Annotated in this window: 20 protein-coding genes; 6 read left to right on the forward strand and 14 right to left on the reverse strand. The window is 68.7% G+C overall.

The window, feature by feature from the left end; genetic code table 11:
• Positions 1-51 precede the first annotated feature (51 nt).
• Both HLA91_RS10225 and HLA91_RS10230 read left to right on the forward strand, forming a co-directional pair.
• The gene (locus HLA91_RS10225; protein WP_170274580.1) at positions 52-894 is read left to right on the forward strand and encodes a purine-nucleoside phosphorylase; all 843 of its coding nucleotides are present in this window, start codon (positions 52-54) and stop codon (positions 892-894) included.
• Positions 894-2,693, forward strand: coding sequence for a phospho-sugar mutase (locus HLA91_RS10230; protein ID WP_170274581.1), 1,800 nt, complete (start codon positions 894-896; stop codon positions 2,691-2,693). The genes HLA91_RS10225 and HLA91_RS10230 overlap by 1 nt, the downstream gene beginning before the upstream one ends.
• An 80-nt stretch (positions 2,694-2,773) precedes the next feature.
• Here HLA91_RS10230 and deoC read toward each other — a convergent pair whose 3' ends face one another.
• From deoC to HLA91_RS10265, 7 genes are all read right to left on the reverse strand, one after another.
• Positions 2,774-3,451, reverse strand: coding sequence for a deoxyribose-phosphate aldolase (gene deoC, locus HLA91_RS10235; RefSeq protein ID WP_102162993.1), 678 nt, complete (start codon positions 3,449-3,451; stop codon positions 2,774-2,776).
• A 65-nt stretch (positions 3,452-3,516) separates the two neighbouring features.
• Complete coding sequence (locus HLA91_RS10240; protein ID WP_170274582.1) at positions 3,517-4,836, reverse strand: thymidine phosphorylase; 1,320 nt, start codon at positions 4,834-4,836, stop codon at positions 3,517-3,519.
• A gap of 11 nt (positions 4,837-4,847) precedes the next feature.
• A complete protein-coding gene (locus HLA91_RS10245) occupies positions 4,848-5,255 on the reverse strand; it encodes a cytidine deaminase (protein WP_170274583.1) in 408 nt (135 codons plus the stop codon).
• 29 nt (positions 5,256-5,284) lie between these two features.
• On the reverse strand, positions 5,285-6,583 hold the full coding sequence (locus HLA91_RS10250; protein ID WP_170274584.1) for an ABC transporter permease: 1,299 nt from the start codon (positions 6,581-6,583) through the stop codon (positions 5,285-5,287).
• Positions 6,580-7,872 carry an ABC transporter permease gene (locus HLA91_RS10255; RefSeq protein WP_170274585.1) on the reverse strand — a complete coding sequence of 431 codons (1,293 nt, stop codon included), beginning with the start codon at positions 7,870-7,872 and terminating at the stop codon, positions 6,580-6,582. The genes HLA91_RS10250 and HLA91_RS10255 overlap by 4 nt, the downstream gene beginning before the upstream one ends.
• Entirely contained in the window at positions 7,872-9,443 is a 1,572-nt protein-coding gene (locus HLA91_RS10260; RefSeq protein ID WP_170274586.1) for an ATP-binding cassette domain-containing protein, read from the reverse strand. The genes HLA91_RS10255 and HLA91_RS10260 overlap by 1 nt, the downstream gene beginning before the upstream one ends.
• Before the next feature lie 104 nt (positions 9,444-9,547).
• On the reverse strand, positions 9,548-10,627 hold the full coding sequence (locus HLA91_RS10265) for a BMP family lipoprotein (protein ID WP_170274587.1): 1,080 nt from the start codon (positions 10,625-10,627) through the stop codon (positions 9,548-9,550).
• Positions 10,628-10,978: 351 nt separating this feature from the next.
• Between HLA91_RS10265 and HLA91_RS10270 the strand changes: the two genes are divergently transcribed.
• Together HLA91_RS10270 and HLA91_RS10275 are read left to right on the forward strand one after the other, a co-directional pair.
• Positions 10,979-11,512, forward strand: coding sequence for a MarR family transcriptional regulator (locus tag HLA91_RS10270; protein ID WP_170274588.1), 534 nt, complete (start codon positions 10,979-10,981; stop codon positions 11,510-11,512).
• A gap of 35 nt (positions 11,513-11,547) precedes the next feature.
• Positions 11,548-13,374: an ATP-binding cassette domain-containing protein gene (locus HLA91_RS10275; RefSeq protein WP_170274589.1), complete on the forward strand. Its 1,827-nt coding sequence runs from the start codon at positions 11,548-11,550 to the stop codon at positions 13,372-13,374.
• Positions 13,375-13,448: 74 nt separating this feature from the next.
• Here HLA91_RS10275 and HLA91_RS10280 read toward each other — a convergent pair whose 3' ends face one another.
• The 4 genes from HLA91_RS10280 to rsmA form a co-directional block, all read right to left on the reverse strand.
• The gene (locus tag HLA91_RS10280) at positions 13,449-15,107 is read right to left on the reverse strand and encodes an MFS transporter (protein WP_170274590.1); all 1,659 of its coding nucleotides are present in this window, start codon (positions 15,105-15,107) and stop codon (positions 13,449-13,451) included.
• Positions 15,107-15,562 (reverse strand): DUF2871 domain-containing protein, encoded by a 456-nt coding sequence (locus HLA91_RS10285; RefSeq protein ID WP_170274591.1) that lies wholly within the window; start codon positions 15,560-15,562, stop codon positions 15,107-15,109. The genes HLA91_RS10280 and HLA91_RS10285 overlap by 1 nt, the downstream gene beginning before the upstream one ends.
• A gap of 185 nt (positions 15,563-15,747) precedes the next feature.
• On the reverse strand, positions 15,748-16,686 hold the full coding sequence (locus HLA91_RS10290; RefSeq protein ID WP_170274592.1) for a 4-(cytidine 5'-diphospho)-2-C-methyl-D-erythritol kinase: 939 nt from the start codon (positions 16,684-16,686) through the stop codon (positions 15,748-15,750).
• Positions 16,683-17,633, reverse strand: coding sequence for a 16S rRNA (adenine(1518)-N(6)/adenine(1519)-N(6))-dimethyltransferase RsmA (rsmA, locus tag HLA91_RS10295; RefSeq protein ID WP_338076755.1), 951 nt, complete (start codon positions 17,631-17,633; stop codon positions 16,683-16,685). Before rsmA ends, HLA91_RS10290 begins: the two co-directional genes overlap by 4 nt.
• Positions 17,634-17,704: 71 nt before the next feature.
• Between rsmA and HLA91_RS10300 the strand changes: the two genes are divergently transcribed.
• Together HLA91_RS10300 and HLA91_RS10305 are read left to right on the forward strand one after the other, a co-directional pair.
• Positions 17,705-18,937 carry a class I SAM-dependent methyltransferase gene (locus tag HLA91_RS10300; RefSeq protein WP_170274594.1) on the forward strand — a complete coding sequence of 411 codons (1,233 nt, stop codon included), beginning with the start codon at positions 17,705-17,707 and terminating at the stop codon, positions 18,935-18,937.
• A gap of 93 nt (positions 18,938-19,030) precedes the next feature.
• Entirely contained in the window at positions 19,031-19,933 is a 903-nt protein-coding gene (locus HLA91_RS10305) for a sulfurtransferase (RefSeq protein WP_170274595.1), read from the forward strand.
• A gap of 29 nt (positions 19,934-19,962) precedes the next feature.
• Here the strand turns inward: HLA91_RS10305 and HLA91_RS10310 are convergent, their stop codons facing one another.
• The 3 genes from HLA91_RS10310 to HLA91_RS10320 all read right to left on the reverse strand — a co-directional run bounded on the left by HLA91_RS10310 (position 19,963) and on the right by HLA91_RS10320 (position 22,774).
• Positions 19,963-20,574 carry a mismatch-specific DNA-glycosylase gene (locus tag HLA91_RS10310; RefSeq protein ID WP_170274596.1) on the reverse strand — a complete coding sequence of 204 codons (612 nt, stop codon included), beginning with the start codon at positions 20,572-20,574 and terminating at the stop codon, positions 19,963-19,965.
• 56 nt (positions 20,575-20,630) lie between these two features.
• The gene (locus tag HLA91_RS10315) at positions 20,631-20,957 is read right to left on the reverse strand and encodes a hypothetical protein (protein WP_170274597.1); all 327 of its coding nucleotides are present in this window, start codon (positions 20,955-20,957) and stop codon (positions 20,631-20,633) included.
• Between the two features lie 152 nt (positions 20,958-21,109).
• Positions 21,110-22,774 carry a glycoside hydrolase family 3 N-terminal domain-containing protein gene (locus HLA91_RS10320; RefSeq protein ID WP_170274598.1) on the reverse strand — a complete coding sequence of 555 codons (1,665 nt, stop codon included), beginning with the start codon at positions 22,772-22,774 and terminating at the stop codon, positions 21,110-21,112.
• Positions 22,775-22,790 lie beyond the last annotated feature (16 nt).

Raw genomic sequence — 22,790 nt, forward strand, 5'->3', positions numbered from 1 at the left:
TTCCTTTCCTCAGTTCCGGCAGGCTGCGAGCGCCGCTGATAATCTCAGACCATGAGCGACTCACACATCAGCGATCCTACCGCCGCCGCCAAGCAGGCAGCCACCGTCCTCAACGACGCTGCCGGCATCGACCACCACGACATCGCCCTCGTCCTGGGCTCGGGCTGGGGTGAGGCCGCCGAGCTCATCGGTGAGACCATCTCCGAGGTGCTGGCCGCCGAGGTGCCCGGCTTCCACTCCCCCGTCGTCGCCGGCCACGGCGGCACCCTGCGCACCCTGCGCATCGACGACCCCGGCTCCGGTGCTGAGGCCAAGCATGCGCTCGTGCTCGGAGCCCGCACCCACTTCTACGAAGACCGCGGCGTGCGTGCAGTCGCCCACGGTGTGCGGACCGCAGCTGCCGCCGGCTGCCAAACGCTCGTGCTCACCAACGGCTGCGGCGGGCTCAACCCCGAATGGGGCCCCGGCACCCCGGTGCTCATCTCCGATCACATCAACCTCACCGCCGCCTCCCCGCTGGAGGGCGCGACGTTCGTCGACCTGACCGACCTGTACTCCTCGCGGCTGCGTGAGCTCGCCCGCTCGATCGACAGCGACCTGCCCGAGGGTGTGTACGCCCAGTTCCGCGGACCCCACTATGAGACTCCGGCCGAGGTGAGGATGGCCGGTGCGCTCGGCGCCGACCTCGTCGGCATGTCGACCGCACTCGAGGCGATCGCCGCCCGTGAGGCGGGGCTTGAGATCCTCGGCATCTCGCTCGTGACGAACCTCGCCGCCGGTGTGAGCGCCGAGCCGCTCGACCACTCAGAGGTCATCGCCGCCGGCAAGGCCGCAGGACCGCGGATCTCGCGGCTGCTGGCCGAGATCGTCGGCAAGATCGCCCAGGAGGACTGATGAGCCCCGCCCAGCCCCCACAGTCGCAGCCCCCACAGCCACCTGCGCCGACGGTCTTCACCGACGGCTTCGATGCCGACATCGTCGAGTCCTGGATCGCCGACGACCCAGACGAGCAGACCCGCACGGAACTGGCCGCACTGCTGGAATCTGCAACGGCCGGCGATGCGGCCGCGATCGCGGAGCTGGAGGACCGGTTCGCCGCTCCCCTGACCTTCGGCACCGCCGGGCTGCGCGGGGCACTCGGCGGCGGGCCGAACCGCATGAACCGGGCCGTCGTCATCCGCGCGGCCGCCGGTCTGGCCGGGTTCCTGCGCGACACCCTCGGTGAGGGATTCCGGGTTGTCATCGGCTGCGATGCCCGCCACGGCTCAGCTGACTTCGCCCGCGACACCGCTGCTGTCGTCACCGCCGCCGGTGGGCAGGCGCTGCTGCTGCCCGACAAGCTGCCCACCCCGGTGCTCGCCTTCGCGCTCGGTCATCTCGACTGCGATGCCGGGGTCATGGTGACCGCCAGCCACAACCCGCCGCAGGACAACGGATACAAGGTCTACCTCGGCGCCCGCCCCCTCCAGGCGGTCCTGGACCGGCAGGGTGATGCGCAGGCTGCTGCCGCCGCCGAGGCGGGGGCTGGTGCGCAGATCGTCCCGCCCTTCGATGACCTCATCGCCGCCCACATCGCCGGCATCGCCACGGTCGCTGACACCCCGCGTGCCGAGTCCGGCTGGAAGACGGTCAGTGAGCAGATCGTCGAGGACTATCTCGCCTCGATCGATGCGCTCGGCCAGCGGCTCGGTGCTGTGCGCACAGCACCGGTGCGGATCGTCATCACGAGCCTGCACGGGGTCGGCGGGGCGACGATGTGCGCGGCACTCGAGCGCGCCGGTTTCGACGATGTCCATGCGGTGGCCTCTCAGGAGCAGCCGGACCCGGACTTCCCGACGGTGACTTTCCCCAACCCTGAGGAGGACGGTGCCCTCGATGCCGCGATTGCCCTGGCCGATGCGGTCGGTGCCGATCTCATCATCGCCAACGACCCGGATGCCGACCGCATGTCGGCAGCTGTGCCGGTGCATCCGGCTGCCGGTGCTGAGGAAGGTACAAGCGGCTGGCGGCAGCTGACCGGTGACGAGGTCGGTCTGCTGCTCGGTGAGCACATCGCTGCCCGCAGCCCACAGGATGCGGTGCTGGCCAATTCGATCGTGTCGTCTCGCGCGCTTGCCGCTGCGGCGAAGTCCCATGGGCTGGAGCATGCGGCCACGCTCACCGGCTTCAAGTGGATCTCCCGTGTTCCGGGTGTGGCGTTCGGCTATGAGGAGGCGCTGGGCTACTGCGTCGACCCGGATGTCGTGCGCGATAAGGACGGCATCTCGGCCGGCGTCGTGTTCGCCTCGCTGGTCTCAGCATTGGCCGAGCAGGCCCGCAATGTCGACGATGAGCTGAAGCGCATCCGGACGCGTGATGGCGCGTTCGTCACGCAGCCGCTGACGTTCCGGCTGACCGACACCTCTCTCATCGGCGAGGCGATGGCCCGCCTGCGAGCTGCGGCGCCTGAGCAGCTGGCCGGCCATGACGTCACCGAGGTCATCGACCTGGCTGAGGGCTCAGGACAGCTGCCGCCGACTGATGGGATCATGCTGCTGATGGCTGCCGGTGACCGGGTCATCATCCGGCCCTCGGGCACTGAACCGAAGCTCAAGTGCTACCTCGAAGCAGTCGGGGCGCTCGAGGAGATCGAAGCGGCCCGTGCACGACTGGAGCAGATGCGGGCGGACCTGACATTGTTCTTCGGGCTCTGACCTCGGCAAAGCCACCGCGCGCGAACGCGCCCGAGGGATTTCCTCGGGCGCGTTCCGCGATCTGGGCGGAGTGTGGGCGATCAGTTCACGAAGCCGTCGAGCACGGCCGCGGAACCGGAGAGCCCGAGGCGGGAGGCACCGGCGTCGATCATCTGCTGAGCGGCCTCAGCATCGCGGATGCCACCGGAGGCCTTGACACCGAGGCGGTCGCCCACGGTCTGGCGCATGAGCTTGACCGCATGCGTCGAAGCGCCGCCGGCCGGGTGGAAACCAGTCGAGGTCTTGACGAAGTGGGCGCCTGCGGTTTCGGCGGCCTTGCAGGCGGCGACGATCTGATCGTCGTTCAGTGCCGCAGATTCGATGATGACCTTGACGATCGCCTCGGAGCCGGTGGCGCGGCTGGATTCGGCGCAGGCGTTGACGACTTCGCGGATCTCGGCTTCGACTCCCTTGAAGTCACCGGCGAGCGCGAGACCGAGATTGATGACCATGTCGACCTCTGCCGCCCCCTGACGCACCGACAGCGCGGCCTCGGCGGCCTTGACCTCACCGTGGTGGGCACCGGAGGGGAAACCGCAGACGGTGGCGACGACGAGATCGCCGGTGTTCATCAGCGGCAGCATGTTCGGTGAGACGCACACGGCGAGCACACCGAGCTCCTGGGCTTCAGCGACGAGTGCCGCGACGTCCTCGGCGGTGCTCTGGGGCTTGAGCAGGGTGTGGTCGATCATGCGGGCAACGTCGGTGCGTGCGGTCATCGCATCTCCTTCAGGTTCGGGGTCTCGTAACGGATGTCAGGGGTGGTTCGGGTTGGAGTTCAGGCTCAGGCGGTGATGCGGCCGATGACGATCGAACCGGCAGCCGCCTCGGCGTCGGCTCCTTCGGCGGCCGGGGTGATCTCGACGGCTTCGGCCAGTGCTTCCTGGGCGCGGGCGAAGAGCGCCGGGTTGTCGGCGTGCAGCGTCATGAGCGGCTGACCGGCGGTGACGGCTTCGCCGGGCTTGGCGTGGAGTTCGATACCGGCGCCGAGCGAGAGCTCATCGCCCTGCTTGGCACGGCCGGCGCCGAGGCGCCAGGAGGCCACACCGACCGACAGCGCGTCGAGGCCGGTGAGGACGCCGGCGAATTCGGCGCGCACCACCTCGGTCTCGGCTGCCTGCGGCAGCGCGGCCTCCGGGTCGCCGCCCTGGGCGCGGATCATCTGGTTCCACTTGTCCATCGCGCGACCGTCGGCCAGGGCGGCGCGGACGTCGGCGTCGGGCTTGCCGGCCATGCGCAGCATCTCCTCAGCCAGCGCGACGGTGAGGTCGACGACGTCGGCGGGCCCGCCACCGGCGAGCACCTCAACCGATTCGCGGACTTCCAGCGCATTGCCGACGGTGAGCCCGAGCGGGGTCGACATGTCGGTCAGCAGCGCGGTGCAGTCGACGCCGGCAGAGGTGCCGAGGCGGACCATCGTCTCAGCCAGTGCGCGGGCGGAGGCTTCGTCCTTCATGAACGCTCCTGAGCCGACCTTGACGTCGAGGACGAGGGCGGAGGTGCCCTCGGCGATCTTCTTCGACATGATCGACGAGGCGATGAGCGGCAGGCAGTCGACGGTGGCGGTGATGTCGCGCAGCGCGTAGAGCTTCTTATCCGCTGGTGCCAGGCCGGAGCCGGCGGCGCAGATGACGGCGCCGAGGTCCTCGAGCTGGGCGACCAGCTCCTCGTTGCTCATATCGGCCTGCCAGCCGGGGATCGATTCGAGTTTGTCGAGGGTGCCGCCGGTGTGGCCGAGGCCGCGGCCGGACAGCTGCGGGACGGCGACGTCGAAGACGGCGACGAGTGGGGCCAGCGGCAGGGTGATCTTGTCTCCGACACCGCCGGTGGAGTGCTTGTCGACAGTCGGCTTGGACAGCGAGTCGAAGCTCATCCGCTCACCGGAGTCGATCATCGCCTGCGTCCAGCGGGCGGTCTCAGCATCGCTCATGCCACGCAGGAAGATCGCCATCGCCAGGGCCGACATCTGCTCATCGGCGACGACACCGCGGGTGTAGGCGTCGATGATCCAGGCGATCTGGTCATCGTTCAGGGTGCCGCCGTCGCGTTTGGTGCGGATGATGTCGACGGCGTCGAAGGCTTCCGTGGTGGTCTCTGCGGTCATGGGGAGTCCTTTCACGAGGTGGTGTCGAGGTGGTCCGGGCCGAACGCCTCGGGCAGGACGTCTGCCAGCGGCCGGATGCCCGACGGCATGTCGAGGACGAGGTCGGGGCCGCCGAACTCGTAGAGCAGCTGGCGGCAGCGGCCGCATGGCACCAGCTTGTCACGGTTCTGGTCGACGCAGGCAAATGCGATGAGCCGTCCCCCGCCGGTGCGGGCGAGTTCGCTCACGAGTCCGCATTCGGCGCACAGGCCGAGCCCGTAGGAGGCGTTCTCGACATTGCAGCCGGAGACGATCCGGCCGTCGTCGACAAGTGCGGCTGCCCCGACGGGGTAGCCGGAGTACGGTGCGTAGGCGCGCTCCATCGCCACGGTGGCGGCGTCATGCAGCTGCTGCCACACCTCGGCGTCGAACTGTCGCATGTGCAGCCTCCTTCCCTGCCTGGGCAGGGTCACTGGGTGGAGTACGGCTTGCCTTCGGCGGCCGGCGGGCGGACGCGGCCGACGAATCCGGCCACGGCGAGGATCGTGACGATGTAGGGCAGCATGAGCAGCAGCTCGCTGGGCACCGGGGTGCCGATGGCCGAGAGCGTGTTGCCGAGGTTCTTCGAGAATCCGAACAGCAGTGCCGCTGCCAGTGCGCCCACAGGGTTCCACTTGCCGAGGATCATCGCAGCCAGGGCGATGTAGCCCTGCCCAGCCGACATCTCCTTGCCGAAGGCCAGGCCGGAGCCGATCGTGAAGAACGCCCCGCCCAAGCCGGCGATCGCACCGGCGAAGATCGTGTTGGCCACCCGGTTGAGGTTGACGTTGATGCCGACGGTGTCAGCGGCCTTCGGATGCTCGCCGATGGCGCGCATCCGCAGGCCCCAGCGGGAGCGGAACACGAAGATCTGCAGCAGGATCACCGTGATGTACATGAGGTAGACGAGGATGTTCTGATTGAACAGCACGTTGCCGAGCACCGGGATGTCGGACAGCAGCGGGATCGGCAGGTTCGGCAGCTGCTGGCGTGAGTTCCACTTCTCGGCGTTGGCGGTGAGGACGGTGGAGAACAGGAAGCTGGTGACGCCGATGACGAGCACGTTGAGCACCACGCCGATGATGATCTGGTCGACCCAGTAGCGCACCGCGAAGAACGTCAACACGACCGCGACGAGCGCGCCGGCGACAGGGGCTGCGATGAGGCCGGCGTACGGGCTGGAGAACAGCGAGGCGACGACGGCGGCGAGGAATGCACCGGCGAGCAGCTGGCCTTCGATGGCGATGTTGATGATGCCTGAGCGCTCACCGACGAGCCCGCACATCGAACCGAAGATCAGCGGCACTGACAGGGCCAGCGAGCCGGCCAGCAGCGCGGTGATCGGGATGCGGCCGGTGTCTCCGCCGGCCCAGTTGAGGAAGCTGAGGACGAAGATGATGCCGAAGGACACCATCACCCAGGCGGGGATGCGGCGCCGGTTTGCGGCCTCGAAAATGGCGTAGGCGGCCAATGCCAGCAGGACCACGCCGAGGACGATGCCGGTGAGCTTCGTCGGGACCGTCACCTCGGGGATGGCGAAGAAGTCACCGGAGGAGGCGAAGGCGAACGTGGTGTGCTTGCCGGCGGCGGCCAGCAGGCCGAAGAACAGCAGCGCGAGGACGGCGAGGACGCCGAAGATGATGGGGAACTTCCAGGCGATCGGCGCCCGGACGTCGGCTGCGGCGTGGTCGAGGCTCTCAGCAGCCGCGGTGGCCTTCTTGGCGTTCATCGCGCCTCCTTTGCAAGGGGTGCCGGCAGGCGGAAGATCGTGCGCACCAGCGGAGGTGCGGCGATGAGCAGCACGATCACGGACTGGACGACGAGGACGATGTCGATCGGGGTGCCGGTCTGGGACTGCATGAGGTAGCCGCCGGCGCGGAAGGCGCCGAACAGCAGACCGGCGAGCAGGGTGCCCAGCGGCCGGGACCGGCCGAGCAGGGCGACGGTGATGGCATCGAAGCCGAGCGTGCCGGCGATGCCGCCGGTGAGCTTGGCCTCGGTGCCGAGGATGAGCGAGGCGCCGGCGAGTCCCGACAGGGCGCCGGCGGTGACCATGACGAGCAGGGTGACCCGGCCGACGGAGATGCCGGCGGTGCGGGCGGCGTTCGGGTTCTCGCCGACGGCGCGGAATTCGAAGCCGAGGGTGGAGCGCTCCAGCAGCCACCAGACGAACAGCACGGCCAGCAGCGCGACGATGAAGCCGAAGTGCAGGCGGAACGGGTCCGGCAGCAGCTGCGGGAGGAAGGCGGACTCGTCGATGTTGCGGGTGGCGGGGTTGGCCGAGGTGGTCTGTTTGAACCAGCTCTGCTTGAGCAGATAGGCCAGCAGGTAGCCGGCGATCATGTTCAGCATGATCGTGACGATGACCTCGTTGGCGCCGGTGCGGGCCTTGAGGAAGCCGGCGATACCGCCCCAGCAGGCGCCGGCGACGGCACCCATGAGGAGGGCGAAGAGGAAGTGGATGACCGGCGGCAGGCCGACCGCGTAGCCGAAGTAGCCGCCGAGGATCGCGCCGAGGATGAGCTGGCCCTGGGCGCCGATGTTGAACAGGCCCGACCGGAAGGCCAGGGCGATGCCGAGGCCGGCGAGGATGAGCGGGGTGGCGTTCACCATCGTCTCGGTCAGCGGGCGGATCGCGCGCACGAAGCTGGAGGCCTGCCAGTCGATGAACGCGCCGCGGAAGAGCGCCAGATAGGCCTCGCTGACGGTGCGGAAGACGGTGACGAAGAAGTCGGTCGGGCGGGCGAAGAAGTAACCGAGGGTGGCTTGGACCTCGCGGTTGGCAGCGGCGATGAGGATGCCGCCGAGGATGAGGGCGATGACGACCGAGAGCACCGAGACCATCGCCGAGGACGACAGAATGCGGCGGATGATCGTGCCCTGGGTGGCACCCGGGCCGCTGGCTGCGGTCGAGCCGCCGCCGGAGCCGGGACCGTCGGGGGTTGCGGGGCTCTTCGGGCCGCTGGGGCCGGTGGCGGTGTCCGTGCCGGTGGCTGCCGCAGTGGGCTGGTCCGTCATCAGAGCTCCTCCTTCGCTGCTGCAGACACGGCGGTGGCACCTGAGCCGTCGCGGTAGCGGGCAAGGGCTTCATCGGCGGGCACGCCCGCCATCATGAGGCCGAGCACGTCGCGCGGGGTGTCACCGGGGACGATGCCGATGATCGTGCCGCGGTACATGACCGCGATCCGGTCGGCGAGGTTGAGAGCTTCATCGAGCTCGGTGGAGACGATGATGCAGGGGGTGCCGGCGTCGCGTTCGGCGATGATGCGCTTGTGCACGAACTCGATCGAACCGACGTCGAGGCCGCGGGTCGGCTGGCTGGCGATGAGCAGGCTGAGCTTGCGGCCGAGTTCACGGGAGAGCACGACCTTCTGCGCGTTGCCGCCGGACAGGGTTGAGATCGGGTCGTCGATCGAGGTCAGCCGGATGTCGAACTCCTCGACCTTCTCAGCGGCCTTCTCGCGGATGACTGTCGGGCGCAGCGCCAGGCCCTTGGCGTAGGGCTCGCGGTCGTACTGGTCGAGGATCATGTTCTCGCGGATGGAGAAGCCGGCGATGACGCCGTCGGTGGAACGGTCCTCGGGCACGAACCCGATCCCGGCGTCGAGGCGCTTCTTCACTGACTTGCCCAGCAGCGACGTACCCTCGAGGGTGATGGAGCCGGCGTGCGGCTCGTCGAGGCCGATGATCGTTTCGGCGACCTCGGTCTGGCCGTTGCCCTGCACACCTGCGATGACGAAGATCTCGCCGCGGGCGACGGAGAAGGAGATGTTGTCGACGGTGACGGTGCCGTTCTTCGACAGCACGGTCAGGTCCTTGACGACGAAGGACTCCTCACCGGGGTCGGCAGGGGTCTTCTCGGTGGCGAGCTTGACGTCGCGGCCGACCATGAGGCTGGCGAGCTCCTGTTCCGAGGACGTCGGCTCCGCCTCGCCGACGACCGCCCCGCGGCGGATGACGGTGATCTGGTCGGCAACCGCCCGGACTTCGCGCAGCTTGTGGGTGATGAACACGATCGAGGTGCCCTCAGCCTTGAGCTGGCGCATGATCTCGATGAGCTCGTCGGTCTCCTGCGGGGTCAGCACCGCGGTCGGCTCGTCGAGGATGAGGACCTCGGCATCGCGGGACAGCGCCTTGATGATCTCGACGCGCTGCTGGGCGCCGACCGGCAGGTCCTCGATGACGGCATCGGGGTCGATGTCGAAGCCGAACCGGGCGGAGATCTCGCGGACCTTCTCGCGGGCCTGGTTGAGGTCGAGCAGCCCGAGGCCCTTCGTCGGCTCATAGCCCAGAGCGACGGATTCGGCAACGGTGAAGACGGGCACGAGCATGAAGTGCTGGTGGACCATGCCGATGCCGGCGGCGACTGCATCGCCGGGGCCGGTGAAGCGGCGTTCGGTGCCGTCGATGAGGATCTGGCCGCCGTCTGGGGCGTAGAGGCCGTAGAGGACGTTCATGAGCGTCGACTTGCCGGCCCCGTTCTCACCGAGCAGGGCGTGGATCTCGCCGGGTTCGATGACGAGGTTGATGTCATCGTTGGCGACGAGGGATCCGAACACCTTGGTGATCCCGCGGAGCTCGAGTTTCACGTGGACTCTCCTTTATTCCGCAGCCGAGGCGGTGCTCACCGTAAGCGTGTGCGCTGGCGCGCGCACGCGGTCAGGCGAGCACCGCCTCGGGCGTGGGAAGGAACTTACTGCTGCGGGGTCGAGGGCGACTCGACGGTGATCTCGCCGTCGATGATCTGCTGCTTGAGATCTTCGACTTCCTTCTTCAGGCCGTCGTCGACCTGGTCCTCGAAGTCGTGGTACGGAGCCAGGCTCACACCGTCGTTCTCCAGGCTGCCGACGTAGGGCTTGGAGTCCCAATTGCCGTCCTTCGCTGACTCCGCAGTCTCATAAACGGCCCGAGCAATTTCCTTCTTCACCGAAGTCAGCATGAGCTCCTTGTACTCAGGAGCGTACTCGTAGCCGTCGGAGTCGACCCAGATGATCTTGGTGCCATCAGACTTCGATGCGGCCGAGGCGGCGCCGAGGCCGACCGGTCCGGCGACCGGCATGATGATGTCAGCGCCCTGCGAGATGAACTGCTCGGTCAGTGCCTGGCCCTGTCCCTGGTTCTCGAAGTCACCGGAGAACGAGCCCTCCTGCTTCTCCTTGTCCCAGCCCAGGAGCTGGACGTCTTCGCCCTTGTCCTCGTTGTACTTGTCGACACCGTCGGCGAAGCCGTCCATGAAGATCGACACCGACGGGATCTGCATGCCGCCGAAGGTGGCGACCTTGCCCGATTCGCTCATGCCCGCGGCCAGGTAGCCGGCGAGGTAGGAGGCTTCAGCGGTGTTGAACACGAGCGGCTTGGCGTTCTCGAGCTCGACCGGCTTGCCGTCAGTGTCGGTGAAGGTGGAGTCGATGAGCGCGAAGTGCATGTCGGTGTTGGCCTCAGCGGCCTCCTGCAGTGCGTCTTCGAGGAGGAAGCCGACACCGAAGGTCAGGTTGCAGCCCTGCTGGACCATGTTGTCGACGTTCGGACCATAGTCTGAGTCATCAGTTGACTCGGCAAGAGCCTCTTGAATATTAAAGTCCTCCTTGGCCTTGTCGAGACCCTCGCGGCTCGACTGGTTGAAGGACTTGTCGTCCCAGCCGCCGGAGTCGGAGACCATGCATGCCTTGAAGTCGCTTGCCTCTCCCCCGCCGTTGGAGGATTCCTCCGGAGCCTCACCACAGGCCGACAGCAGCAGTGCAGACGCTGCCGCGAAGGCAGTGGCCGGAACCATGATCGATTTCTTCACAGGATGTCTCCCAGTCTCGTGTGTTCTGCAAACAGGTGTACCTGGCCGTTTCGTGAGAACGGTCTGCACCTATCATGAGTCATTTTTGCACACTTTCATGCTTTCGGAGCGGGTGTCGGGCGGACGTTGCCCAGCCGTAACCTGCGCCGACGCCCGGCGGCGGCGCCTCGGGTGTGTCAGTCCTGTAACGCCGGGTGCGCAATCCTGCCATAACGGGCGGTCTGCCCTGTCTGCGGCGTCGCGGTGAGGCTAGTGTGCCCGATAGGACCAGTTCCACAAGACCAGTTCCACTCACCCCGTCGTGCAGCTTCGGCTGCCTGTTCGAAAGGCCTGCTGATGACCGCTTCACGCCGCACCCGGCGCGTGGCCTCACCGCCGTCTGGGGAGGCCACGCGCAGACTCGCGGCCATCGAGTCGATCGTGCGGGCCAACCAGCGTCAGCTCATCAGCCTGCGCTCGGCGACCGCCCGGTTCCTGCGCAGCGAGCGGCTGAGCGTGACGGACTTCCACGTCCTCCAGCTCATCTCGATGTCCGCCGCTGAAGCGCGCCCGGCCCGGCCCCAGGAGATCTGCCGCCAGCTCGACATCTCCGCCTCGACGCTGACGTCGATCACCGAGCGTCTGGCTGCGGCCGGCTTCGTCGACCGGCAGCGGCAGGCCTCCGACCGGCGGCGCACCGCACTGCGGCCCACTGAGGCGGCCACTGCCCTGCTGCAGCGGCACCACCGGCTGCTCACCCGCTCCTACGCCGAGGTGCTTGCCGCCCGGTCCGGGCCGGCACTCGCCGCCTGCATCGAGGTCGTCGATGCCCTCGACGCCGGCAATGCCCGCTGCGCGGCCGCACTCAGCCGCAACGGCAACGGGGCATAGATTCCAGCGCGCCGGGCCACGCGTACCATGGGGCCGTGGCACATCTACTCGGCGCGGAAGCGATCGCACTCGAATACCCGACCCGCACAGTCTTCGACTCCGTCACCCTCGGCATCGACGCCGGTGACCGGATCGGCATCGTCGGCCGCAACGGCGACGGCAAGTCCAGCCTCATGGGCATGCTCGCCGGCACCATCGCCCCCGATGCCGGGCGGGTGACCCGCCGCGGCGGCACCCGGCTGGGACTCCTCGACCAGACCGACGACCTCGACACCTCGGCGACGGTGCAGGCCTCCATCGTCGGCGATGCGCCCGAACACGAATGGGCATCAGATCCGCAGATCCGCGATGTGCTCGCCGGGCTGACCGGCGACATCGACTTCCAGGCGAGGGTCGGCGCACTCTCCGGCGGGCAGCGCCGCCGGGTGGCGCTGGCGAAGCTGCTGGTGGGCGACTGGGACATCCTCGCCCTCGACGAGCCGACCAACCACCTCGACGTCGAGGGCATCGCGTGGCTGGCCGAGCACCTCAAGCGGCGCTGGCCGGCTGGGTCCGGGGCGCTGCTCGTCATCACCCATGACCGATGGTTCCTTGATGAGGTGTGCACGACGACGTGGGAGGTCCACGATGGGATCGTCGAGCCGTTCGAAGGCGGGTACGCCGCCTACGTCCTCCAGCGTGTCGAACGCGACCGGCAGGCTGCCGTGGCCGAGGCGAAGCGGCAGAACCTCATGCGCAAGGAGCTCGCCTGGCTGCGCCGCGGGGCACCGGCACGGACGTCGAAGCCGAAGTTCCGCATCGATGCGGCCAATGCGCTCATCGCCGATGTGCCGGCGGTGCGCAATCCGATCGAGCTCACCCGCTTAGCGACCGCCCGGCTGGGCAAGGACGTCATCGATGTCGAGGGCGCCTCGGTGTCCTTCGGCGAGCGCGAGGTCCTGCGCGATGTCACGTGGCGGATCGGCCCCGGTGAGCGGACCGGGATCCTCGGCGCGAACGGGGCGGGCAAGTCGACGCTGCTCGGGCTCATCGCCGGCACGATCACACCGAGCGCCGGCCGCATCAAGCGCGGCAAGACGGTTAAGCTCGCTGTGCTCGATCAGCAGTTCTCCCAGCTGGCTGAGATCGGAGGCGAGCGGGTGCGCGAGGTGCTCGGCAGGCAGAAGAGCTCGGTCGAAGTCGAGGGCAAGGAGCTCACGCCTGCGCAGCTGCTCGAACGCCTCGGGTTCTCGAATGCTCACCTTTCCGCCCGGGTCGGGGATCTCTCCGGTGGGCAGCGCCGGCGCCTGCAGCTGCTGCTCGTGCTGCTCGATGAGCCGAATGTCATGATTCTCGATGAGCCGACCAACGACCTCGATGTCGACATGCTCGCTGCGATGGAGGACCTGCTCGATTCGTGGCCGGGCACCCTGCTCGTCGTCTCCCACGACCGCTACCTGCTTGAGCGCGTGACCGACCAGCAGTACGCGATCATCGACGGCAAGCTCCGCCACGTCCCCGGCGGAGTCGATGAGTACCTCAAGCTGCAGCGCCAGGCCGGTCCGGCCGAGGCTTCCCGCTCCCGAGGCGGTGCTGGCGCAGGTGCCGGCGGCGGTGGCGACGGGATCAGGACTGATAGCGCCGAGGAGCCGACGGGACTCACCGGTGCCGAGCGGCGGGCAGCGGAGAAGGAGCTGGCCTCGCTCGAGCGGCGCTTGGACAAGCTCAGTCAGCAGATCAGCCGGGTGCATGAGCGCATGGCTGATCACGACCAGACGGACTTCGAGGGGCTGCAGTCCTATACGAATGAGCTGCGGGAGCTGGAAACGGAATCGTCCGAACTCGAAGACCGGTGGCTGGAGCTTTCGGAGGAACTGGGCTGACTGAACGCTGAGCTCCTGCTTTCGGGGCACGGTCGATGCGGCGGCCGCCGCGCTGCCGGGTGGCCTCGACGCGGTCAGGATCCGTGCACCGACTGCCCATCTGCATGTGCCGCCGCAGCCTGACGGACGTTCACGGCGCCGATGAAACCGAGGATGAGGAACATAGTCGCCGTCAGCAGCGTCCACCGGGTGGCGTCGGCGAATCCGGTCGCGAGCGCGTCGACGACGGCGAAAGTGTGCTCCCCGAACTGACTGCCAGATCCTTCGGCCCGCAGCTGGACGATGGTGCCGCCGGCTGACTGGCGTGTCGCCTCGGCAAGCGCGTCACCGGCCTGTCCGGGCATGCCGGCAGAGCCGAGGGCGCTCGGCAGGGTGAGGGCCAGCGACAGGGACAGGGCAGCACCGGCGAACGCGGTGCCGAGTGCCGAGCCGACCTGGCGGACGGTGCTCTGGGTGGCCGAGGCCTGCCCGGAGCTGCCGACCGGGATCTCATTGAGCACGGTGCTGGTCAGCTGCGCTGATGCCAGGCCGAGGCCGAGTCCATAGGCGACGAGCGGGGCCGCAATGATCCAGGCCGGTGTCTGGCCGCCGATGACGAACGTGAGAACGAGCACGCCGCTGACTTCGAGTCCGAGGCCGATGAGCACGGTGGCCGGAGCCCCGAGCCGGGCGGCGACGTGCCGCGCAGCAGCCCCGGAGAAGAACGCGCCGAGTGCCATTGCGGCAAGCACCAGGCCGGCGCTCATGACGCTGAGAGCCAGGGCGTTGATGAGGTAGAGCGGCAGGACGAAGATGATGGCGAACTCGCCGATCGCGACCATTGCGGCAGTGACGTTGCCCCACGAGAAGGTCGAGTAGGAGAACAGCCCGAGGTCGAGGATGGCTGACCGGTGCCGGCGCTCGCGGCGCCTCTCCCAGCGGATGAAGACGATGAAGGCGAGAACGGAGACCGCCAGCGCGACCGGCACGGCAGAGATCGGGGCGCTGGCCGGCCAGGTCCAGCCGAGGATGACGAGGTCGGCCGTGGGTGTCCACCAGCCGAGGTCGGAGCCTTCGATGACGGCGAAGACGAGGGTGCCGAAGGTGAGGATGCTCAGGATCGCACCGTCGATGTCAGCACCGGGCAGGCGCTGATCGCTGCGGGTCTCGCGCACCGTGAAGACTGCGGCGAGCGCCACGAGCAGGCCGAGGGGCACATTCACAAGGAAGATCCAATGCCAGGACATCCATTGGGTCAGCGCACCGCCGGCCAGCGGGCCGACAGCGGCGGCACCGGAGATCACCGCACCCCAGACGCCGAAGGCCGCGGCTCGGTAACGGCCGCGGAAGATGGCGTTGACGCTCGACAGCGTCGAGGGCATGATGAGCGCCGCGCCCACGGCCTGGACAGCGCGCGAGGCGATGAGCGGTCCGGCCGCTGTCGAGAGCCCGGCGAGGATGCTGCCGGCGATGAAGACAGCCAGGCCGGCGATGAACGTGCGCTTGCGGCCGAATCTGTCAGCGAGCTTGCCAGTTGGCAGCAGCAGGGCCGCCAGCAGCACCGCATAGAGGCTGTTGACCCACTGCGCCTGTGTCAGGTCGAGGCGGAGGTCGGTGATGATCGCCGGCAGCGCCACCCCGACGATCGTGCCGTCGAGGACGATGAGTCCGAGCCCGACCGACAGCGCAGCTAAGGCGAGCCAGTCGCGACGTTCCGGACGCCGACCGGCCCCCTCCGCCTCGGGAGCAGTCATCAGGCGCTCACGGCCGTTCCGGATCCGGCAGGAGCGGCGGTGAGCGGGGCGGAGATGGCCCGGCGCAGGGCGATGATGAAGACGATGAGTCCGGCAGTGATGAGGATGTGGCCGATGCCGGCGATGCCGGCGATCATGGCGTTGGATTCCCGGCCGAGGACGGTGAGGCTGCCGTGCCAGACCATCATCGCCACGGTGGTCAGCACGCCGGCGTTGTAGAGCCAGAAGAACCAGATGAACAGCTTGCGGCTGTGGGAGATCGCGAAGAGCTTCTCGAGGGCGAGGAAGATGAGGAACATCATGAAGCCCAGCGCCAGCAGGTGGGTGTGGGTGGCCGAGAGCTGGGTGAACTCCCCTGCGGCGAAGTCGTTGGCCTTGGTGAATTCGCGGTAATACAGGCCGGAGGCGAGCCCAAGGATGAGGTAGGCGGTTGCGGCTCTGAACAGTGCGGTCATGGGCATCCCTTCTCTGGTGATCCTGGTGCGGGTACGGGAGTGTTCGATTCCATTCCACCAGGATGACCGACGCTTGGGATCGTGCAGGAGGTCGAATCCGGTGTCAACCGAACGGTCGATTCTCAGCTGCAGGCGTACAGCGGTGCTGCCGGTCACGAGGCGGGCGAGCGCTCAGACGCAGGTGCTCAGCCATTCACCAGGTGTGCGCCGCCGGCCGGCGCGGTGGTGCGCACCACGTCACGGACTCCGCGGGTGGCTTCGAGCAGCACGGTGAGGTCAAGGGCATGCGTCGGATCGGCGACGAGGAACCCGACCGTCGGCCCCGAGCCGGAGACGAGTGCGGCGAGGGCTCCTGCCTGCCGCCCGGATTCCATGACATCGGCGATGCCGGGCAGCAGCTCGATCGCCGCGTCGGTCATGTCGTTGTGCAGCACGCCGGCCAGAGCGTGCGGGTCACCTGCGGTCAGTGCGGTGACGACGTCATCGGGGTCGCGCAGCGTGTCATCGGTCGCTGTCGAGGTCTCGCGGCGCAGCTCATCGAGGGTGCGGTACACCTCGGGTGTGGACAGGGACGCCACCGAGGTGGCGAGCACCCAGTGGAATGCACCGGACCCGGCGACGGGAACGAGTTCGTCGCCGCGGCCAGTGCCGATCGCGGTGCCGCCGGTGAGCGCAAACGGCACGTCGGCGCCGAGTTCCCCGGCGATCCTGGCGAGCAGCTCTGCGTCATCGCAGCCGATGAGCTCGGCGTAGGCGACCAGTGCCGCAGCCGCGTCGGCTGACCCGCCGCCCATGCCGCCGGCGACCGGGACCTGTTTGTCGATCGTGATGGCGACCGGGATGTGCGTCTCGGTCGCCTCGGACAGTGCCGCGACGGCTTGGACGGCGAGGTTGCGGTCATCGAGTGGGACGGTCGTGTCCGCCCGGGGGCCGGTGAGCGTCACCGCGGTCTCGGCCGCCGGTGACAGGGTGATCGTCTCGGCCAGGTCGAGGGTCTGGAAGACGCTGACGAGGTCGTGGTAGCCGTCGGCGCGCTGCGGGCCGACGGAGAGGAAGACGTTGATCTTGCCGTAGGCGCGCGCGGTGACCGAGCGGGCGCCGAGCTGGGAGACTTCTGCGTTCATACCCGGTCCTCCTCCCCCGTTCCCGAGGCCGTGGGCGCCGGTCCCGAGGCCGTGGGAGCCGCGCCCGAGGCGGCCGGCGCCTGGACGCTGGTCGTCTCCGCCGCCTCGGCGATGGCGATGAAGTCGGTGATCGTCAGCGTCTCCCCACGTGCCCGCGGGTCGACGCCGGCTGCGGTGAGGATCTCCTCGGCGCGGGTGGGCGAGCCGGCCCAGCCGGACAGGGCTGAGCGCAGGGTCTTGCGGCGCTGGGCGAAGGCGGCGTCGATGCAGGAGAACACCGCCTGCTTCTCAGCGGTGTAGGGGTGTGCGTGACGGGTGATGCGCACGAGCCCGGAGTCAATGTTGGGGGCCGGCCAGAAGACGTTCTTGCCGATGGTGCCGGCCCGGGTGACGGTGCCGTACCACTGGGCTTTGGCGCTGGGCACCCCGTAGGTGCGCGAGCCGGGGCCGGCGGCGAGCCGGTCGGCGACTTCGGCCTGGACCATGACGAGGACCGTGTCGATGGTGGGGAAGGCGGCGAGGAAGTGCAGCAGCACCGGCACGGCGACGTTGTAGGGCAGGTTCGCCACGAGCGCCTGCGGGCCAGGTGCCGCACTCCCGGCGGCATCGGGCAGGTGAGTGACGTGCAGGGCGTCTGCGGTGACGAGCGCGAAGTCGGCATCGGTGCCGTGGTGGGTCTCGATTGTGGCCGGCAACCGGGCGGCGAGTGCCGGGTCGACTTCGACGGCGGTGACGGCGTGGCCGGCTTCGAGCAGCGCGAGGGTCAGCGAGCCGAGTCCGGGTCCGATCTCGACGACCCGGCAGCGCTCGGGCAGCTCGGCGGCTGTGACGATCATGCGCACCGTGTTGGGGTCGATGACGAAGTTCTGCCCGCGCTGCTTGGTGGGGCGCAGGCCGATCTCGACGGCGAGTGCCCGGATGTCGCGGGCACTGAGGAGGTTCGTCACGATTCTTACCCTAAACGACTCAGCGGCACTGTCCACCACCTCGGCCCAGGCCACCCGATAGGGTGGCATCTATGGATCCGCAGACGCTGGCCGCCGTGCTCGACCCCGAGGTGTACCGCCTGCTCGATGAGCTGGAGTACTCGCGTGCCGGTGAGCTCGCCCTCGCTGAGCGACTGCGCAGGCAGGGGCTGAGCGCTGAGGCCGCGACGGCGGTGCTCGCCCAGGCCGAGCTGCGGCAGGAGGCGGAGGCGAAGTTCGGGCCGTTCGCAGCCGATATGCTCTTCACCCGCCCTGGCCTGGAGCAGGCGACCCGTCTGCCGGTCGCGGCCCATCATGCCGCCCGGATGACCGCCGCGGGCGCGCAGGTCATCGCCGACCTGGGCTGCGGGATCGGCGCCGATGCGCTGGCCTTCGCTGGTCTCGGCGCCAGCGTTGAGGCTGTCGATGCCGATGAGGTGACGGCGGCGATCGCGGCATTCAACCTGCGGCACCTCGACACCGTCACCGTCTCCCACGCCCGCGCCGAGGACTACGATCTCTCCCGCGCCGATGCGCTCTGGCTCGACCCGGCCCGGCGCGACACCGCCTCGGGCAAGGCCAGCGGCGCCTCTCGCCTGAGCGATCCCGAGGCGTTCTCGCCGTCGCTGTCGTGGGCGTTCAAGGCCGCCGCCGAGGTAGCGGGTGCTGGGATCAAGCTCGGCCCGGCGCTGGATCATGGCCTGGTTCCCGACGGCTGGGAGGCGCAGTGGGTCTCGCATGACGGTGATGTGGTCGAGGTGGCGCTGTATCACGGTGCGGTGTGCCAGCGGCCGGGCCGCAGCGCCCTCGTCATGCGCGACGGCGGGACCCTGGCCGTCCACGAGTCCGAGGTGCCGGCAGACGATGAGGAGGGCATCGGCGAGCTCGGTGCGTACCTCTTCGAACCCGATGGTGCGATCGTGCGCGCCGGTCTCGTGCGAGCGCTCTGCGCGCCGCTGGATGTGCGGCGGATCTCCGCCCCGATCGCGTATCTGACCGGGGACGCCCTGCCGGATGGAGCTGCCGCCCGGGCGGTGCGGGCCTGGCGGATCGCCGATGTGCTGCCGGCCGGCATCAAGCCGCTGCGCCGGGCGCTCATCGAACGCGGCATCAGCCGGGTCGTCATCAAGAAGCGCGGTGCTGATATCGCACCCGATCAGGTGCGCCGCCAGCTCAAGCTGCCCAAGGGCGGTCAGTCCGCCACTCTGTTCTTCACCCGGATCGGTGAGCAGCATGCGGTGCTGCTGGCCGATGACGTCGAGCTGGGTTCGGCGGCCGAGCCGTGACCTGCCCGCCGCACCGAGCCCGCCTGTGTCCTGTGCTCCCCTCCCCTGATCGCATGTCCCTGACCAGAACTGTCCCCCAGCGAGAGGAATCCGATGTCCCGCGCCGACCACCTCATCACCGTCGACCAGCTTGCTGCTGAGCGCATGTCCGCCTCGCCGCCGGTGCTGCTCGATGTCCGATGGAGCCTGCAGCAGCCCGATGGCTCCGGTGCATTCGCCGCCGGCCACATCCCCGGTGCACTCTACGTCTCCCTTGATGACGATCTGGCCGGGTCCAGCGATGACGCCCGCGAAGGCCGCCATCCGCTGCCGAGCCCGAGCCGGTTCGAGCAGACCGTCCGTTCGTGGGGAATCGAGGCCGCCACCCCGGTTGTCGTCTACGACGCCGGCCCTGGCCTGGGTGCCGCCCGCGCCTGGTGGCTGCTGCGCTGGGCAGGTGTCGGCAATGTGCGCCTGCTCGACGGCGGCTACGCCGCGTGGACGCAAGCCGAGCGCGAGGTCGAGGCCGGGTCTGCTGAGCACGCCGCTGCCGAGGTGCCGGCCTCGGCCTTCGAGATTCGGCCCGGTCAGCTGCCGGTCACCGATGCCGATGGGATCGCCGAGCTCGCCGCTTCGGGCACGGTCATCGACGCTCGTGCCCCGGAGCGCTATGCCGGTGAGTCCGAGCCGATGGACTCGCGTGCCGGGCACATTCCCGGCGCCCTGTCAGCACCTGCGCCAGGCAACCTCTCCGATGGGATGTTCTTAGAAGAAGACGGGCTCAAGCAGCGTTTCGCCGCCCTCGGCATCGATGTCGAGGCCGGCAGCGGCGCCGGCGAGGGCGGTCAAGCGCCGGTGGGCGTGTACTGCGGTTCGGGTGTGACGGCGTGCCATAACGCACTGGCGCTGGCGACACTCGGCATTGACTCGGTGCTCTACGCACCGAGCTGGTCGGGCTGGTCATCGGATGCCGAGAGGCCGGCTGCCACCGGATTCGAGGAGCCCGTCGACAGCTGAGCGCCGCACTCGTTCGGGCCGACGCTCGTTCAGCCCGCTGGAGGCGTTGACTGCCACACGTCGCGCCATTTGGCGGCAAGCGTGTCGATGTTCTCGTGCGCGTTGAGGCCGCTGGGCTGCGGAACCACCCACAGCTGGGTGTCTTTCGGCCACCCGTCGATGAGTGTTGTGTCCTGTTTCCCGAGCACGGCTTTGGGCTGCCGGAACGCGGTGCGGAAGGCGGTGATCCCGGCGATCGCTGCGGCCTGCGGGCGTAGCGTCTGGATGCGGGTGACGAGTGTGGTGGCACCGGTTCGAAGCTCGTCTCGGTTCAGCTCATCGGCGCGGGCGGTGGCTCGGCCGACGATGTTCGTGATCCCGATGCCGCGCTCGATGAGGTGGCGTTCATCAGCGAGGTCGAGTCCGCGTGAGGCGTCGATGAGGTGATCGGTCAGCGCTGCGCGGTGCAGGGAGGGCCAGAACCGATTGCCGGGCCGGGCGAAGGGGGCGTTGACCGCAGCGGTCCACAGGCCGGGGTTGATGCCGATGATCAGCAGCCGCAGCGGCGGGTCGCCGGGCCCGGGCAGGACATCGTCGATCGAGTCCGGGTTGTCGGTGGCGAAGGCCGGCAGGTCGTCCTTCGTCGGTTTACGGCCGCCCATCGGTGAGGGTCGCCGTGACGATGACGCCTGCTGGACGGCCTGAGGATCCGGTCGGCTCACCGTGGGCTGTCGGCCGGGGTGGGGGTCTGGCGCTGACGGCGCACAGCGTTCTCCTTCTGCGCATCGCGGTAGAAGGCGTAGAGGACTCCGGCCAGGACGACAGAGCCGAGGACGGCGAGGAAGCCGTAATCCTGCAGATAGGCCATCGTGTCCGGTGCCATCCATGCGTAGATGCCGGTGATCGCAAAGGAGACTGCGGTCAGGGTCGCCCAGATGAGGATGAAGTCGGACTTGTGACGCGGCCTCTGGGTGAAGAACCGGGCGAGGCGACCCTTCTCTTTCGCGGTCTGCTGCCGCTCGGCCGAGTGGTGCGGGGCTGCCATGATGCCGTCACGTCCGTTCGCGGATTCGGGGCTGATCTGCCCGGGTCAGGCAGATCCTGGGGTTCTCCTCACTGTACTCCCCCGCTCCGTGGCTCTCAATGATTCGCGCTGGTCAGCGCTGCCGCCGGCCGGTCGTGTGGGCGGCTTTCGGCTCAGCTGCAGTCCGGCGGATTCACTCCCTCGACCTTCACCGGCAGGGAGCCAGTGGCCTCAAGGTCACCTGTCAGATAGCGGGCCACAGCGGTCATGCCCGGCTGCCAGTCGTCGTAGATCGCCAGCTGGGTACCGGATTCGTAGCCGTCGAGCTCCCACGGCCCGGACAGGGCGACGGCGACATCGGCCTTCTTCGAGTTGCGAGCCTTGGCCTGCTTGACGGTCTCGGAGCCCAGCAGCGGACCGGGCACGAGCGCGACCGTCGTCTCTGCGCCGTCGGTGACGTTGAGTCCGGCTTCTTTCGCTGCCTCGGTGAAGGCTTTGACGCCCAGGTCGGAGCCGGTGACCGAGACCTCGTCGACGGGTTCGGCGAACCGGCATTCACCGTTCATGACCGTCAGCGCGGCTTCGGCGAGTTGCTGGCGCTGGTCGTCCTCTGACTTTCCGGCATCGTCACCGGCATCGCCAGCTGTTGCGGTCTGCCACAGCTGGGCGGCCACCACCCGGGTGGCCGATTCCTCCAGGTCCGCACGCTTCAAGGTTCCGTCGCCCAGGGCGGTGCGCACCGCCTCGGCCGCGGCCGCGCTGTCCGGGGGCAGGAGCGCCAGGTCAGCGCCGGCGGCGAGCGCCTTGACGGTCTCCTGGCCGGGGCTGCCGGCCGTGACCGCGCCCATATTCAGGGCGTCGGTGACGATGAGCCCCTCGAAGCCGACGTCCTCGCGCAGCGCCTGGTAGGCCTTCGGATTGAGCGAGGCCGGCAGCGTCTCATCACCAGGCAGGGCAATGTGGCCGACCATCATCGAAGTCGCGACACCGGCCTCGGCGGCATCGGCGAAGGGCGCGAAATCGCGGTCGGCGAGCTCGTCGAGGGACTTCTGTGACACCGGGAGCGTCTCGTGGGAGTCCTCGGTCAGCGCCCCGTGGCCGGGGAAGTGCTTGAGCGAGGAGATGATGCCGGCGTCGTCATAACCGGTGACAGCCGCCTCGACGACGGATGAGACGCGCTGCGGGTCGTCACCGGCGGACCGGACGCTGATGGCCGGATCGCCCTTGCCGACGGTGACGTCGGCGACGGGGGCGAAGTCGGTGGTGAAACCGAGTTCGATGAGATCACGACCCTGCAGAGCCGTGATCTGGCTGGTCAGCGCCGGATCGTCTGCCGCACCGTGGGCCATGAGCGGCGGCAGTTCGACGGCCGCGCTGCCAGCACGGGTGACCGGACCGCCCTCTTGGTCGACGCCGATCATCGTCTGCCAGCCGCGCTCACCGGAAGCTGTGCGGAACTGGTCGGTCATCGTCCTGAGCGTCTGCCGGTCGACGTCCTGCGGGAGGTTGTAGGGCATGACGATGACGCCGGCGAGCTTGTCATCGCGGATCAGCTTGGCCCCGGCTGCGGCATCGGTGCCGTCATAGGAGCCCATGATGACCGCCCCGGCCAGCGCCGTGTCGTCCATCTCGGCGACGATGCCCTTCGCCTCGTCGGTGAAGTCGGCAGGCCGGGCGTCGGGCTGGGCACTCGTCGTCGGCGAATTCGCCGCCGGGGTCTCAGCAGCCACAGGGCTGCTCTGCTCCTGGGGTCCGTCAGTTTCGCCACGGCTGCAGCCGGTGAGTGTGAGGGCGCCGGCGAGCAGTCCGGCGAGGACGATCGAAGAGGTGCGAGCCATGAGGCCATCGTAACGG

Source organism: Brevibacterium luteolum, from assembly GCF_013004595.1.
In the GTDB taxonomy this organism is placed as follows: Bacteria; Actinomycetota; Actinomycetes; order Actinomycetales; family Brevibacteriaceae; genus Brevibacterium; species Brevibacterium luteolum.

Excerpts from the sequence above, each read along its gene's own strand:
- HLA91_RS10225 (WP_170274580.1), top strand. The coding sequence starts at position 52 with ATGAGCGACTCACACATCAGCGATCCTACCGCCGCCGCCAAGCAGGCA.
- HLA91_RS10230 (WP_170274581.1), top strand. The coding sequence starts at position 894 with ATGAGCCCCGCCCAGCCCCCACAGTCGCAGCCCCCACAGCCACCTGCG.
- deoC (WP_102162993.1), bottom strand. The coding sequence starts at position 3,451 with ATGACCGCACGCACCGACGTTGCCCGCATGATCGACCACACCCTGCTC.
- HLA91_RS10240 (WP_170274582.1), bottom strand. The coding sequence starts at position 4,836 with ATGACCGCAGAGACCACCACGGAAGCCTTCGACGCCGTCGACATCATC.
- HLA91_RS10245 (WP_170274583.1), bottom strand. The coding sequence starts at position 5,255 with ATGCGACAGTTCGACGCCGAGGTGTGGCAGCAGCTGCATGACGCCGCC.
- HLA91_RS10250 (WP_170274584.1), bottom strand. The coding sequence starts at position 6,583 with ATGAACGCCAAGAAGGCCACCGCGGCTGCTGAGAGCCTCGACCACGCC.
- HLA91_RS10255 (WP_170274585.1), bottom strand. The coding sequence starts at position 7,872 with ATGACGGACCAGCCCACTGCGGCAGCCACCGGCACGGACACCGCCACC.
- HLA91_RS10265 (WP_170274587.1), bottom strand. The coding sequence starts at position 10,627 with ATGGTTCCGGCCACTGCCTTCGCGGCAGCGTCTGCACTGCTGCTGTCG.
- HLA91_RS10270 (WP_170274588.1), top strand. The coding sequence starts at position 10,979 with ATGACCGCTTCACGCCGCACCCGGCGCGTGGCCTCACCGCCGTCTGGG.
- HLA91_RS10280 (WP_170274590.1), bottom strand. The coding sequence starts at position 15,107 with ATGACTGCTCCCGAGGCGGAGGGGGCCGGTCGGCGTCCGGAACGTCGC.
- HLA91_RS10285 (WP_170274591.1), bottom strand. The coding sequence starts at position 15,562 with ATGACCGCACTGTTCAGAGCCGCAACCGCCTACCTCATCCTTGGGCTC.
- HLA91_RS10290 (WP_170274592.1), bottom strand. The coding sequence starts at position 16,686 with ATGAACGCAGAAGTCTCCCAGCTCGGCGCCCGCTCGGTCACCGCGCGC.
- HLA91_RS10300 (WP_170274594.1), top strand. The coding sequence starts at position 17,705 with ATGGATCCGCAGACGCTGGCCGCCGTGCTCGACCCCGAGGTGTACCGC.
- HLA91_RS10305 (WP_170274595.1), top strand. The coding sequence starts at position 19,031 with ATGTCCCGCGCCGACCACCTCATCACCGTCGACCAGCTTGCTGCTGAG.
- HLA91_RS10310 (WP_170274596.1), bottom strand. The coding sequence starts at position 20,574 with ATGGGCGGCCGTAAACCGACGAAGGACGACCTGCCGGCCTTCGCCACC.
- HLA91_RS10315 (WP_170274597.1), bottom strand. The coding sequence starts at position 20,957 with ATGGCAGCCCCGCACCACTCGGCCGAGCGGCAGCAGACCGCGAAAGAG.
- HLA91_RS10320 (WP_170274598.1), bottom strand. The coding sequence starts at position 22,774 with ATGGCTCGCACCTCTTCGATCGTCCTCGCCGGACTGCTCGCCGGCGCC.